Here is a 12,077-nt window from a genome sequence, read left to right as displayed (position 1 = left end):
GATCAGCCTCCAATCGCCCAGCGGGCCCAGAAGCCGCCCAGCACTTCGAATTTCGCAAGAAACGCCACGATCACTACCCAGCCCAAGGACATGGGCAAAAACACTTTCCAACCGATCCGCATCAACTGATCGTAGCGGTAGCGCGGCGTGATCGCCTTGACCATGGCGAAGAGGAAGAAGAAGAACGCCATCTTGGCGATCATCCACAGCACGCCATCCGGCAGCCCGGGAATGGGCGAGAGCCAGCCGCCAAAGAACAAGAGGCTCATCAGCGCACACATCAGGAAAATCGCGATATATTCCCCCGCCATGAACAAGAGGAACGGAGTCGAGGAATATTCCACCTGATAGCCTGCCACCAGTTCCGATTCTGCCTCGGGTAGGTCGAAGGGCGGGCGGTTCGTTTCGGCCAAGGCACTGATGAAGAACAGGAACACCATCGGCAGATGCGGCAACCAGTACCAGCCAAAGAACCCATAGGCGGTGTCCTGCGCGCCGACGATGGCACTGAAATTGAGAGAGCCCGTGGAAATGATCACGCCAATGATGATCAAACCCAGAGACACCTCATAGGAAATCATCTGCGCCGCCGACCGCAACGAGCCAAGGAAAGGGTATTTGGAGTTCGACGCCCAGCCCCCCATGATCACGCCATAGACCTCAAGCGAGGACACGGCAAAAACAAAGAGCACCGCCACGTTGATATCGGACAACACCCAGCCGTCGTTCATCGGGATCACGGCCCAGGCCAGCACCGCCAGTACGAAACTCGTCATCGGGGCCAGCATGAACACCGCCTTGTCGGCCCCCGCCGGCACGACGACCTCCTTGACCACGTATTTCAGCGCGTCTGCCACGGTCTGCAAAAGGCCCCAGGTGCCCACCACATTGGGCCCCCGGCGCATCTGCACAGCGGCCCAGATCTTGCGGTCGCCATAGACGAGGAACAAGAGCGAGACCATCACAAAGCCCACCACCGCGAGGCATTGCGCCAGGATTATCACAAACGTTCCCAGCGGGGTTGTAAAGAATTCAGCCATCAGGTCCTCACACCATCGGTATTCCGTTTTCCGCACAATTTGCGGCGACGACTTCAGCGTCGATTGTCAGTAGCCCTCGGGGCAAGGCCGCCGAGATCGTATAAACCGCATCGCCCTGCCAGATGCCAGCCTCTTCCGAGACACTTGTGCGCAGGTGACGCGCAAATCCGTAACCCCGGATCAGCGCATATTGCGCGGCGGCACATTCGGCATAGCGCTCTACGTCGCCAGCATCACGCGCGCCACCCATGCTGACGTGAAAATTCACCAGATCCCCATCCAGAAGCCGCGTCTCGATCCCGCGATACTCGGGCGCAAAGGGCACGGGTGCCGTGCTGTCCGCACAGCCCGCCAGCCCGAGCGCCAGAGGCGATATGACGGCCATGACCATCCTCACTCTGCCGCCATCGGCTGCGTGCCGCGTGCCTTGGCATTGGCGCTCAGTTCCGCCATCAGCTCGCTGGCACGGGCAATCGGATTGGTCAGGTAGAAATCCGCGATGGCCAACCGGAAATCGGCCTTGCCAAGCGCATCCTTTTCCAACGGCTGCCAGTCATTTTCCGGAACCTGATCCACCTTCTTCAGATGCGGCACCGCCTTGACCAGTGCCTGACGCAACTGGGCGATGCTGTCATAGGGCAACACGGCCCCCAATTCCCCGGAGAGCGCACGAAGGATCGCCCAGTTTTCCTTGGCTTCACCCGGGGCAAAGCCCGCGCGCAGCGCAAGTTGCGGACGGCCTTCGGTATTCACGAACAGGCCCTGCTCCTCAGTATAGGCCGCCCCCGGCAGGATCACATCCGCGCGGTGCGCGCCCCGATCGCCGTGGCTGCCCTGATAGATCACGAAAGGTCCCGCCGCGATCTCGACCTCGTCCGCGCCGAGGTTATAGATCACATCCGCGCCCTCAATCGCGGCATCGAGCCCGCCTTCCGTCACGGCGCCCACATCCATCGCGCCCACACGACCCGCCGCCGTATGCAGCACCAGCATTCGCCCGGACAGCGCCATCGCGGCAGCCAGAACCGCCGCGCCATCGGCCTCGCGCAGTGCGCCCATACCGACGACGACAATCGTATCCTCAGGCACGTTCAGCCCCTCAAGGGCGGCACGATCCGTGCCGGCATGGGTATATTCATAGGTCAGATCGACCTTTGGACCGACCAGCGTGATGTTGGCCCCCTTGATCCAAGCCTTGCGCAGACGCGCATTGAGCACCGGTGCCTCAACCCGCGGATCGGTGCCGATCAGCACCACATTCCTGGCCGTGTCCAGCTCTTCGATAGCGACATTGCCGACATAGCCGCTGCGGTTGCCCACAGGCAGCCGCGCCTTGTCGGTGCGGCATTCCACGGTCCCGCCCTGCCCTTCGATCAACCCCTTGAGGGCAAAGGCCGCCTCGACAGGAACCAGATCGCCCACGAGACCCGCCAGCTTCTTGGCACCCTTGATCGCCTCCGCCACCTTGGCCAGGGCCTCGGGCCATGTGGCCACGCGCAGCTTGCCGTTCTCGCGGATATAGGGCCGGTCCAGACGCTGCCGCCGCAACCCATCCCAGACAAAGCGCGTCTTGTCGGAAATCCATTCCTCGTTCACGCCGTCATGGTTACGCGGCAGGATGCGCATGACCTCGCGCCCCTTGCAATCCACGCGGATATTGCTGCCAAGCGCGTCCATCACATCGATGGTCTCGGTCTTGGTCAACTCCCAAGGGCGCGCGGTAAAGGCATAGGGTTTGCTCACAAGCGCACCCACCGGGCACAGGTCGATGATATTGCCCTGCAGATTGCTGTCGAGCGTCTGACCCAGATAGCTGGTGATCTCGGCATCCTCGCCGCGCCCGGTCTGGCCCATCTGCATGATCCCAGCCACCTCGGAGGTGAAGCGCACACAGCGCGTGCAAGAGATGCAGCGCGTCATATGTGTCTCGACCAGGGGGCCAAGGTCCAGATCCTCGCTCGCCCGCTTGGGCTCGCGGTAGCGGCTGAAATCCACACCATAGGCCATGGCCTGATCCTGCAAGTCGCACTCGCCGCCCTGATCGCAGATCGGGCAATCGAGCGGATGATTGATGAGCAGGAATTCCATCACCCCCTCACGGGCCTTCTTGACCATCGGACTGTTGGTCTTGACCACCGGCGGCGTGCCGTCCGGACCGGGCCGCAGGTCCTTGACCTGCATCGCACAGCTTGCCGCAGGCTTGGGCGGGCCGCCGACGACCTCAACAAGACACATCCGGCAATTCCCGGCAATCGACAACCGCTCGTGGTAGCAGAACCGTGGCACCTCGACCCCGGCCTGCTCGCAGGCCTGGATCAGGGTCATCGCGCCCTCGACCTCGATCTCGTGATCGTCGATGATGATCTTGCGTAGGTCAGACATGGTATCTCACTTTGCTTTCAGAAACTTGCCGATCGGGCTCTGCTTTGCGATTTCGGCGCGACCTAGATCGCACAGGCTCGGCTCGTCGTTGGGCATGGCACCCTGCGACCGGATATAGTCGTCACTGCGCCCGCGAATCTTGCGCTTTTCGTCCTTGTCCGAGATGTAAGCCTCGATCTCGTCTTCGGTGTAGCCGCGCGACTGCGCCTCATCCTTAAGCGCGCGCATATAGGCAAGGGCGGTAAAGACACGCGGCGAGATGTCGCCGCAGCGTTTGCGGATTTCATCCGCGACAGCCATATAGAACAGGCCCTGGTTGATATCGGCCTCTTGTGCCAGCGACCCGGCGCTGGCCGAGGCCACGCCACCCGAGGCCCCCAAACCAAGGCTCAGAACAAAAGACAGGATCACACGCATCGGATCATTCCTTTCATATCAGTGTGGGGGCAGGCCATCGTGGCTCGCCCATCTGCATCGCAGATGGGTTCCACGCCGCCTGCTATGCAATAGCAGGCGGGCCAAACCCCTGATATGAAACGGTTTATGACCATATGATGCAGCGTCCCGTTACCGATACCGTATCCCCGGACCGCGCATAGACCGGCCCTTTGCCCCCCTCGGGCACACCCACCCAAGCAATTTCGGAGGTGCCGAAATTGTCCAGGCAATAGCGTGTCGCCTCATAGAGCGCCGCCTGCTGTGCCCCCTCGATGCCCCGCCCGGCCCGCCGCACAGAAGCCGTGAAATTACGCCGATCCTGCTTTTCCGCTCGCGCCTTGCCGGGATAGTAATTGCCGTTGAACAGCACCCGCTCTTCGCGCTCGGCACAACCAGCCAGCACAGTCAACGCGATCAGCACCAGCCCCGCGCGGCGATATGATGCAAGCGCCCTCATTCCGCCGCCACAGCGCTCACGCGGCCAGTGCGCTTGGCCTTGATCCGGTCCTCGATCTCGTCGCGGAAATTGCGGATGAGGCCCTGAATGGGCCAGGCCGCCGCATCGCCAAGCGCACAGATCGTGTGGCCCTCGACTTGTTTGGTCACGTCGAGCAGCATGTCGATTTCCTCGACCTCGGCCTCGCCGCGCACCAGACGATCCATCACCCGCATCATCCAGCCGGTGCCCTCGCGACAGGGCGTGCACTGACCGCAGCTCTCATGCTTGTAGAATTTCGACAGACGCCAGATCGCCTTGATCATGTCAGTCGACTTGTCCATCACGATCACCGCCGCCGTGCCAAGACCCGACCGCTGCTCGCGCAGGTAATCGAAATCCATGATCGCCTCGCGCATGAATTCACCGCGAATACAGGGCACGGACGACCCCCCGGGAATGACGGCCTTGAGGTTATCCCAACCGCCGCGAATACCGCCGCAATGTTTCTCGATCAACTCCTCAAAGGTGATCGACATCGCCTCTTCGACGACGCAAGGGTTGTTCACATGGCCCGAAATCGCAAAGAGCTTGGTGCCCGAATTGTTGGGCCGGCCAAAGCCTGCAAACCACTCGGGCCCGCGCCGCAGGATGGTCGGCACCACGGCAATCGATTCCACGTTGTTCACCGTCGTCGGACAGCCATAGAGACCCGCACCCGCCGGAAACGGCGGCTTCATCCGGGGCATGCCCTTCTTGCCCTCAAGGCTTTCCAGCAGCGCGGTTTCCTCGCCGCAGATATAGGCGCCCGCCCCGTGATGCAGATAGATGTCGAAATCCCAACCGGATTTGCAGGCGTTCTTGCCCACAAGCCGCGCCGCATAGGCCTCGTCAATCGCGGTCTGAAGCGCCTCTTTCTCGCGGATATATTCCCCGCGAATGTAGATGTAACAGGCATGCGCGTTCATCGCGAAGCTGGCGATCAGACAGCCCTCGATCAGCGTATGCGGATCATGGCGCATGATCTCGCGGTCCTTGCAGGTGCCGGGTTCGGATTCATCGGCATTGACCACCAGATAGCTTGGCCGCCCGTCGCTTTCCTTGGGCATGAACGACCATTTCAGACCCGTGGGAAAGCCCGCACCGCCGCGCCCGCGCAGGCCGCTCGCCTTCATCTGGTTCACGATCCAATCGCGACCGTTCTGCAATATCTTGGCCGTGCCATCCCAATGCCCACGCGCCAAGGCCCCCTTGAGGCTGCGATCATGCATCCCGTAGAGATTGGTAAAGATACGGTCCTGGTCCTTGAGCATTCCGCTACCCCTGATTGTCCCGGCGCATGCGCCAGATTTGATAAGTCACCACCAACGCCCAGAAAAAGGCGGCAATGGCGGCCAGATCGAACAGAAAGACAAACCGGATCGGCCATCCCATCTGTGCGCCCAGCCATTGCGCAGCCATCCAGATCAGCATGGTCGCCGCAATCACCACACCCACGGTGCGGCCCTTGCGTGCCATTAGCCGGTCTTTGTCCTGACTGCGCATCGCTTGCATCATTCCTCGTAAACGCCGCCCGATGCGACGCGTTTGGAAAACTCTGTCTCGCCACCAGCGGCGAGGGTCTTGGCCTGCTCGACCCAATTGTCGCGGCTCACCCGGCCTTTGAACCCTTTGAGGTTCTCGTCCACCCATGCCACCTCTGCCGCCGTCCAGCCCGCGATCTGGTCAAAGTGGTAAAACCCCAACTCGTTACACAGCTCCTCAAGCTTGGGGCCCACCCCCTTGATCTGCTTGAGGTCATCCGCCGCCCCCCCGCGCGGAGCCGAAAGCGCTGCGGGCTTCGTGCCCATCTCCGCGCCTTCTGACGCCGCCTCCGTCTTCGTCTCAGCCACAACCGCCGCCGATTGCGCCGGGGTTGCCACCGGAGAGGATACCGGCGCGGGCGCCTCGTCCTCGACATCCGGCGCCTTGTAGCCGGTGATCCCCGTCACGCCCCGCAACGTCGCCTCGACATCACGCGCCTCGATCCCGCGATCGTCGGGGCGATACCCGGTGCAGACCAGACCCGAGATCACGAGGCCAAAGAACACCGCAAATGCCACTCCCAACAGCAACGCGGCAAAGACCCCGACCGCTTCGGCTGTGGACCAGACCACCAGAACCCCGGACAAGAGCGCGAGGCCCCAGCTTATGATCTGGCAAGTGCTCAGTTTCGACGTATCAGACATGACAGTAACCCCCTGTTGTGTTCAGACAGGCGTATTCAGTAAACGCCACCTTTCTTGGCACGGGCAGAGAACTCCGTCTCTTTGCCGTCCGCCAGCAACTTTGCCTGCTCAACCCAGTTGTCCCGGCTGACCCGTCCCTTGAAACCCTCAAGGTTCTGATCGACCCAACTGATCTCTTCTTCCGTCCATTTCGCAATCTGATCGAAGTGGTAAAAGCCCATGCTGTGCAATAGCTGCTCCAACTTTGGGCCAACCCCCTTGATCATCTTGAGGTCATCCGGACCGCTCTCGCGCGCAGCGCTCAGCACCTCGGGCTTTTTGCCGGGTGAAGCCTCGGCTGCCGCTTTCGCGGGCTTGGCCGCCGGCTCCGCATCCGGTTTCGCCGTCGATTTGGCCTGCGCCTCGGCCTTGGTCGCACCGGTCGCATCTGCGGGCGTGCCCGCTGCCACCTTGGTCACAATGGCCACCGGCTCGGCGTTCTGCTTGACCGCCGAAGGGGCGGGTTTGTGCATCGCCCCCTTGTCGCGCCACGGCGTCAAGAGCGGCACCTCGGTGCCATCAATCCGCTTGACCGTGTCGCCGATATCCACCGCCGCCTGCGCGCTGGCGTTATACTGCGCGCGACCGCTGTCGAATTCCTTGAGGCTGGTCAGCCCCGATTTCGGCTCGGCGGCATAACGCCCATTCTGCGGCCCCGGCACCGGCACCTTGCCTGCCGCCAACTCGTCGATGATCTCCGCGAACCGCGCGGCGGTCAGATCTTCGTAATAATCCTTGCCGATCTGCGCCATGGGGGCATTGGCGCATGCGCCCAGACATTCGACCTCTTCCCAGGAAAACTTGCCATCCGCCGACAATTCAAACGCCTTGGGCGCGATCTTGTCCTTGCAGACCGCAATCAGATCCTCGGCACCACAGATCATGCAGGTTGTCGTGCCGCAAATCTGGAAATGCGCCACACTGCCAACCGGCTGCAATTGGAACATGAAATAGAATGTCGCCACTTCCAGCGCGCGGATGTAATCCATGCCCAGCATGTCCGCCACATGCTCGATCGCCGGACGGCTCAACCAGCCCTCTTGCTCTTGAGCCCGCCACAAGAGCGGGATGATCGCGCTGGCCTGACGTCCCTCGGGATATTTGCTGATCTGCCCCTCGGCCCAGGCCTGATTGGCGGGGCTAAAGGCAAAGCTCTCGGGCTGTTGATGATAAAGGCGACGTAGCATTCTCAGGCACAGGCTCCTGTAGTCAGTTTCACGCCCCCATCAGGCAGCCGAACGGCCCCGCCCGAGGACAGTTTATAGGCGGTTATATCCAGCAATTGTTGCCGCTCTAGCCCGGTCTGGATTTCGGCAGCCAGATAGTCGGGCTCGGTCACAAGCTGGCATCCAAGCGACTTTGCCGCCGCATCATAGCGCGCGATGCCCTCTTGGCCCACACCCTCTGGCGGCAGGGCACAGCCTGCAAGAAAACCAAACGCGGCCAGTGCCGCAATCCGTACGGTGATCATTGCGAACACACCTCTTCTGAAAGCGAGAGCGAGTCATCCGCGGTGTTCATCACCGCCTCTCCCTCTTGCAACATCTTGCCAATGACCGGGCGCAATTCCTTGGTGGTGAACCCGGCCGCCGGTAATTGGCTATCGGCCTCTGCCCGGCTCAGACGACACCCGGCGCTTTTCATGTAAGCGATGAAATCGGCACGCAGCTCGTCGGGCCCACGTTGCGGCGCGGTGATCTCGGGGTTGCTGGCGATCATATCCGCCGACAGGCCCTTGAATTTCTCGCACAGGCTCGGCTCCAGAAATACCGCCTTTTGATCCGCAGACACACGGATTTCCGCCATCCGCTCCATCTTGTCCATCAAGAGCTGGACCTCGGTCATCTCAACGCCCACACGCGGCAACAAGAGCTTGGCCTCGTCGATGGTCATCACACAATTATTGTCGGCAATCGCAGCAAAGAAGCGTTCGCGCCCCGAATAATCCAGCTTGCCACCACAGACACCGCCAAAGACCACAAGCTGCCCATCGAGGATGCGCGCGCGCTCTTCGCTGACGAGTTGCTCGGTGATGGCCTTGGTCTCGTCCTTGTCGGCGAATCCTGCCTCGGGCATCACCTTGTCGGCCTGATAGGGCGACATGCGACAGCCATACTGCGCCATGACTCCCACGAATTCCTCGATCCGTTCCGAGGACACAGCTTGCGCTTGGGCCATGACCGGCAAGGTACAAAGCACCAGTGTAACCAAACCCCTCATCCAGCCTGCCCCATCGCCAAACTCGCCACTAGAACCACGATCAGCGCGGCAACGCCTGCGCCGATATGCTTGCCCACTGCTTGCCCCGCTCGCGCGTAAATCCAGGCATCGTGAAAGGCCATATAGGAAAAGGCTGCAAAGAGCAGCGCAATCGCCTTCAGATCCCCATAGAGGGTCGCGCCCAACGCAAGCACCAGCATCGCGACATAGCGATTGGCCATCACCTGCGGCAATTGCTCGGCGCGATGGGTTGTGGCCACCATCCCTGCCACTGGGTCGCGCAGGAAGAGCGCGGCCAAAGCCCCCGTCACCAGCACCCCCGCGCCCGAAAGCGCTATGGCAAGGCTTGCCCAGCTCATTACCGGTCGATCTCCCCAAAGACGACATCCATCGTCCCGATGATCGCCGCCACATCGGCAAGCTGATGGCCCTTGGCGACATGATCCATCGCCTGCAGATGCAGGAAGCCCGGAGCGCGCAGCTTGGCGCGATAAGGCCGGTTGGTGCCATCCGCCACAAGGTAGACCCCAAATTCCCCCTTGGGCGCCTCGACCGCGGCGTAAACCTCGCCGGCCGGAACATGGAACCCTTCGGTATAGAGCTTGAAGTGATGAATCAGCGCTTCCATCGAACGCTTCATCTCACCACGCTTCGGCGGGGTGATCTTGCCCCGCGCCAGAATATCGCCTTGGCCCTCGGGCGCGCGCAGCTTGGCAATCGCCTGATGGATGATACGCAGAGATTGGCGCATTTCCTCCATCCGGCACAGGTAGCGATCATAGCAATCGCCATTCTTGCCGACGGGCACAAGGAAATCGAACTCGTCATAGCATTCATAGGGCTGCGACCGGCGCAAATCCCAGGCCATGCCAGAACCGCGCACCATCACACCGCTAAAGCCCCAGTCGAGCGCCTCTTGCTGACTGATCACGCCGATATCGGCGTTGCGCTGCTTGAATATCCGATTCTCAGTCAAGAGACCGTCGATGTCATCCAGCACACTCGGGAATTCATTGGCCCAAGTCTCGATATCGTCGATCAACTCGGGCGGCAGGTCCTGATGGACGCCGCCGGGACGAAAATAAGCCGCATGCAGACGCGCGCCACAGGCCCGCTCGTAAAACACCATCAGCTTTTCACGCTCTTCAAAGCCCCAGAGCGGCGGCGTGAGCGCGCCCACGTCCATCGCCTGCGTGGTGACGTTCAAGAGGTGGTTCAGGATCCGACCAATCTCGCAATAAAGCACGCGGATCAGGCTCGCGCGGCGCGGCACCTCGACGCCGGTCAGCCTTTCAATGGCCAGACACCAAGCATGTTCCTGGTTCATCGGCGCCACGTAATCCAGCCGGTCGAAATAAGGCAGGTTCTGCAGGTAGGTGCGGCTTTCCATCAGCTTCTCGGTGCCGCGATGCAGCAGGCCAATATGCGGATCGCAGCGTTCCACCAATTCCCCGTCCAGCTCCAGCACAAGACGCAAAACGCCATGCGCCGCAGGGTGTTGCGGACCAAAGTTGATGTTGAAATTGCGAATCTTCTGCTCGCCGGTCAGGGCGTCATCGAACCCTTTGGTGCCGTCCATCATTTCGCCCCCTTCTCATCCCCCGGCAGGATGTATTCGGCACCCTCCCACGGGCTCATGAAATCGAACTGCCGATATTCCTGCACAAGGCTCACCGGCTCATAGACGACGCGCTTTTGCACCTCGTCATAGCGCACCTCGGTATAGCCCGTGGTCGGGAAATCCTTGCGCAGCGGATAGCCGCGAAAACCGTAATCGGTGAGGATGCGGCGCAGGTCGGGATGCCCGGTAAAGATGATGCCGAACATGTCGAACACCTCGCGCTCGAACCAGTTGGCCGCCGGATAGACCTCGCAGAGCGAGCGGATCATGTCCTCCTCGCGGATCGCCACGCGCAGGCGGATGCGATGGTTCTGATACATGCTGAGCAGGTGATAGACTACGTCGAACCGCTTGGGCCGCTCGGGCCAGTCCACTGCGGTGATGTCCACCAGCGTGGAAAAGGCGCAGTTCTGATCGGTCTTTAGAAACTCCGCCAGCCCGGCGATGTTCGAGGGGGCCACATCGACGGTGATCTCGCCATGCGCGATCTGCCAACCCAGCACGCAATCGGCGCGCTTGGCCTCGATATACTCGCCCAGTTCCTTGAGTTGCTTGCTCATCTCACGATCGTCCCCGTCCGGCGGATTTTGCGCTGCAACTGCATGATCCCGTAGACCAGCGCCTCGGCCGTGGGCGGGCAGCCGGGCACGTAGATATCCACCGGCACGATCCGGTCACAGCCGCGCACGACGCTGTAGCTGTAGTGGTAGTAGCCGCCGCCATTGGCACACGATCCCATCGAGATGACATAGCGTGGCTCGGGCATCTGGTCATAGACCTTGCGCAGCGCGGGCGCCATCTTGTTGGTCAGCGTGCCGGCCACGATCATCACGTCCGATTGCCGGGGCGAGGCGCGCGGGGCAAAGCCGAACCGCTCCACATCATAGCGCGGCATCGCGGTATGCATCATCTCGACCGCACAGCACGCCAGACCAAAGGTCATCCAGTGCAAGGACCCGGTGCGCGCCCAATTGATGATATCCTCGGTCGAGGTCAGCAGGAAACCCTTGTCCTGCAACTCGGCGTTCAGCGCCTGCGTCGCCACTTCGCGATCCGGCCCTGCGGTATGGGCCCCCGTCATCACTGCCATTCCATCGCTCCTTTGCGCCACTCATAGGCGAAGCCGGCGGTCAGAACGGCCAGAAACACCATCATCGACCAGAACGACGCCATGCTCAGATCCTGAAAGGCCACGGCCCACGGAAAGAGCAGCGCGATTTCGAGATCGAAGATGATGAACAAGATCGACACGAGATAGAATCGCACATCGAACTTCATCCGCGCGTCGTCAAAGGCGTTAAAGCCACATTCATACGCGCTGACCTTTTCAGGATCGGGGTTGCGCACGGCAAGAACGACAGCGGCAAGGATAAGAACAAGGCCCAATCCTATGGCAACGGCCAGGAAAACGAGGATGGGAAGGTATTCCCTCAGCATCTCTTCCACGAGGTGGCTCCTTTCATGCGCATGGATCGGCGCATCAAGATGGCTGCATGACTATGCCGGGTTTAAACCCGCCCCGTGCAGGGGTCAACCGAGCGCGCGCAGGTTTGGCCCCCACAAACACCGGATTTTCATGTTTTGCATACGACGGTATGCTGTATGGGACGCAATTCACCCGTCCCCCCGGCACCTTACACGCCGCAACGCGGCAAATGCGCGCGACTCAGGTG

16 protein-coding genes are annotated in these 12,077 nt (G+C 61.2%); all 16 read right to left on the bottom strand.

The window, feature by feature from the left end; translation table 11 throughout:
• Positions 1 to 2: 2 nt before the first annotated feature.
• The 16 genes from nuoH to AACZ65_RS06135 all read right to left on the bottom strand — a co-directional run bounded on the left by nuoH (position 3) and on the right by AACZ65_RS06135 (position 11,850).
• Complete coding sequence (gene nuoH / locus AACZ65_RS06210) at positions 3 to 1,040, bottom strand: NADH-quinone oxidoreductase subunit NuoH (RefSeq protein ID WP_037271635.1); 1,038 nt, start codon at positions 1,038 to 1,040, stop codon at positions 3 to 5.
• Positions 1,041 to 1,047: 7 nt separating this feature from the next.
• Positions 1,048 to 1,431 (bottom strand): hypothetical protein, encoded by a 384-nt coding sequence (locus tag AACZ65_RS06205; protein WP_339668990.1) that lies wholly within the window; start codon positions 1,429 to 1,431, stop codon positions 1,048 to 1,050.
• A gap of 2 nt (positions 1,432 to 1,433) precedes the next feature.
• Positions 1,434 to 3,422 carry an NADH-quinone oxidoreductase subunit NuoG gene (gene nuoG / locus AACZ65_RS06200; protein WP_339668959.1) on the bottom strand — a complete coding sequence of 663 codons (1,989 nt, stop codon included), beginning with the start codon at positions 3,420 to 3,422 and terminating at the stop codon, positions 1,434 to 1,436.
• Between the two features lie 6 nt (positions 3,423 to 3,428).
• The gene (locus tag AACZ65_RS06195; protein WP_037271627.1) at positions 3,429 to 3,839 is read right to left on the bottom strand and encodes a DUF5333 domain-containing protein; all 411 of its coding nucleotides are present in this window, start codon (positions 3,837 to 3,839) and stop codon (positions 3,429 to 3,431) included.
• A 124-nt stretch (positions 3,840 to 3,963) separates the two neighbouring features.
• Complete coding sequence (locus AACZ65_RS06190) at positions 3,964 to 4,317, bottom strand: hypothetical protein (protein ID WP_339668956.1); 354 nt, start codon at positions 4,315 to 4,317, stop codon at positions 3,964 to 3,966.
• The gene (gene nuoF, locus AACZ65_RS06185) at positions 4,314 to 5,609 is read right to left on the bottom strand and encodes an NADH-quinone oxidoreductase subunit NuoF (RefSeq protein ID WP_339668954.1); all 1,296 of its coding nucleotides are present in this window, start codon (positions 5,607 to 5,609) and stop codon (positions 4,314 to 4,316) included. The genes AACZ65_RS06190 and nuoF overlap by 4 nt, the downstream gene beginning before the upstream one ends.
• 4 nt (positions 5,610 to 5,613) lie before the next feature.
• A complete protein-coding gene (locus AACZ65_RS06180) occupies positions 5,614 to 5,853 on the bottom strand; it encodes a DUF5337 domain-containing protein (protein WP_037271609.1) in 240 nt (79 codons plus the stop codon).
• On the bottom strand, positions 5,850 to 6,524 hold the full coding sequence (locus tag AACZ65_RS06175; protein WP_339668952.1) for an NADH:ubiquinone oxidoreductase: 675 nt from the start codon (positions 6,522 to 6,524) through the stop codon (positions 5,850 to 5,852). Before AACZ65_RS06175 ends, AACZ65_RS06180 begins: the two co-directional genes overlap by 4 nt.
• A 35-nt stretch (positions 6,525 to 6,559) precedes the next feature.
• Positions 6,560 to 7,750, bottom strand: coding sequence for an NADH-quinone oxidoreductase subunit E (locus AACZ65_RS06170; RefSeq protein WP_339668950.1), 1,191 nt, complete (start codon positions 7,748 to 7,750; stop codon positions 6,560 to 6,562).
• A 2-nt stretch (positions 7,751 to 7,752) separates the two neighbouring features.
• Positions 7,753 to 8,034, bottom strand: coding sequence for a hypothetical protein (locus tag AACZ65_RS06165; RefSeq protein WP_339668948.1), 282 nt, complete (start codon positions 8,032 to 8,034; stop codon positions 7,753 to 7,755).
• Complete coding sequence (locus AACZ65_RS06160; RefSeq protein ID WP_037271599.1) at positions 8,031 to 8,741, bottom strand: hypothetical protein; 711 nt, start codon at positions 8,739 to 8,741, stop codon at positions 8,031 to 8,033. Before AACZ65_RS06160 ends, AACZ65_RS06165 begins: the two co-directional genes overlap by 4 nt.
• Positions 8,742 to 8,779: 38 nt before the next feature.
• Positions 8,780 to 9,142 (bottom strand): hypothetical protein, encoded by a 363-nt coding sequence (locus AACZ65_RS06155; RefSeq protein WP_339668944.1) that lies wholly within the window; start codon positions 9,140 to 9,142, stop codon positions 8,780 to 8,782.
• Positions 9,142 to 10,362 (bottom strand): NADH-quinone oxidoreductase subunit D, encoded by a 1,221-nt coding sequence (locus AACZ65_RS06150; RefSeq protein WP_339668942.1) that lies wholly within the window; start codon positions 10,360 to 10,362, stop codon positions 9,142 to 9,144. The genes AACZ65_RS06155 and AACZ65_RS06150 overlap by 1 nt, the downstream gene beginning before the upstream one ends.
• The gene (locus AACZ65_RS06145; protein WP_339668940.1) at positions 10,362 to 10,964 is read right to left on the bottom strand and encodes an NADH-quinone oxidoreductase subunit C; all 603 of its coding nucleotides are present in this window, start codon (positions 10,962 to 10,964) and stop codon (positions 10,362 to 10,364) included. Before AACZ65_RS06145 ends, AACZ65_RS06150 begins: the two co-directional genes overlap by 1 nt.
• A complete protein-coding gene (locus AACZ65_RS06140; protein WP_339668939.1) occupies positions 10,961 to 11,494 on the bottom strand; it encodes an NADH-quinone oxidoreductase subunit B family protein in 534 nt (177 codons plus the stop codon). The genes AACZ65_RS06145 and AACZ65_RS06140 overlap by 4 nt, the downstream gene beginning before the upstream one ends.
• Positions 11,485 to 11,850 carry an NADH-quinone oxidoreductase subunit A gene (locus tag AACZ65_RS06135; protein ID WP_037271593.1) on the bottom strand — a complete coding sequence of 122 codons (366 nt, stop codon included), beginning with the start codon at positions 11,848 to 11,850 and terminating at the stop codon, positions 11,485 to 11,487. The genes AACZ65_RS06140 and AACZ65_RS06135 overlap by 10 nt, the downstream gene beginning before the upstream one ends.
• Between the last annotated feature and the right edge of the window lie 227 nt (positions 11,851 to 12,077).

The organism is uncultured Roseovarius sp. (genome assembly GCF_963972555.1).
Lineage (GTDB): Bacteria > Pseudomonadota > Alphaproteobacteria > Rhodobacterales > Rhodobacteraceae > Roseovarius > Roseovarius mucosus.
Note: the sequence above shows the minus strand (reverse complement) of the source record. Positions and strands in the feature narration are given on the sequence as shown.

Excerpts from the sequence above, each read along its gene's own strand:
- nuoH (WP_037271635.1), bottom strand. The coding sequence starts at position 1,040 with ATGGCTGAATTCTTTACAACCCCGCTGGGAACGTTTGTGATAATCCTG.
- AACZ65_RS06205 (WP_339668990.1), bottom strand. The coding sequence starts at position 1,431 with ATGGTCATGGCCGTCATATCGCCTCTGGCGCTCGGGCTGGCGGGCTGT.
- nuoG (WP_339668959.1), bottom strand. The coding sequence starts at position 3,422 with ATGTCTGACCTACGCAAGATCATCATCGACGATCACGAGATCGAGGTC.
- AACZ65_RS06195 (WP_037271627.1), bottom strand. The coding sequence starts at position 3,839 with ATGCGTGTGATCCTGTCTTTTGTTCTGAGCCTTGGTTTGGGGGCCTCG.
- AACZ65_RS06190 (WP_339668956.1), bottom strand. The coding sequence starts at position 4,317 with ATGAGGGCGCTTGCATCATATCGCCGCGCGGGGCTGGTGCTGATCGCG.
- nuoF (WP_339668954.1), bottom strand. The coding sequence starts at position 5,609 with ATGCTCAAGGACCAGGACCGTATCTTTACCAATCTCTACGGGATGCAT.
- AACZ65_RS06180 (WP_037271609.1), bottom strand. The coding sequence starts at position 5,853 with ATGATGCAAGCGATGCGCAGTCAGGACAAAGACCGGCTAATGGCACGC.
- AACZ65_RS06175 (WP_339668952.1), bottom strand. The coding sequence starts at position 6,524 with ATGTCTGATACGTCGAAACTGAGCACTTGCCAGATCATAAGCTGGGGC.
- AACZ65_RS06170 (WP_339668950.1), bottom strand. The coding sequence starts at position 7,750 with ATGCTACGTCGCCTTTATCATCAACAGCCCGAGAGCTTTGCCTTTAGC.
- AACZ65_RS06165 (WP_339668948.1), bottom strand. The coding sequence starts at position 8,034 with ATGATCACCGTACGGATTGCGGCACTGGCCGCGTTTGGTTTTCTTGCA.
- AACZ65_RS06160 (WP_037271599.1), bottom strand. The coding sequence starts at position 8,741 with ATGGCCCAAGCGCAAGCTGTGTCCTCGGAACGGATCGAGGAATTCGTG.
- AACZ65_RS06155 (WP_339668944.1), bottom strand. The coding sequence starts at position 9,142 with ATGAGCTGGGCAAGCCTTGCCATAGCGCTTTCGGGCGCGGGGGTGCTG.
- AACZ65_RS06150 (WP_339668942.1), bottom strand. The coding sequence starts at position 10,362 with ATGGACGGCACCAAAGGGTTCGATGACGCCCTGACCGGCGAGCAGAAG.
- AACZ65_RS06145 (WP_339668940.1), bottom strand. The coding sequence starts at position 10,964 with ATGAGCAAGCAACTCAAGGAACTGGGCGAGTATATCGAGGCCAAGCGC.
- AACZ65_RS06140 (WP_339668939.1), bottom strand. The coding sequence starts at position 11,494 with ATGGCAGTGATGACGGGGGCCCATACCGCAGGGCCGGATCGCGAAGTG.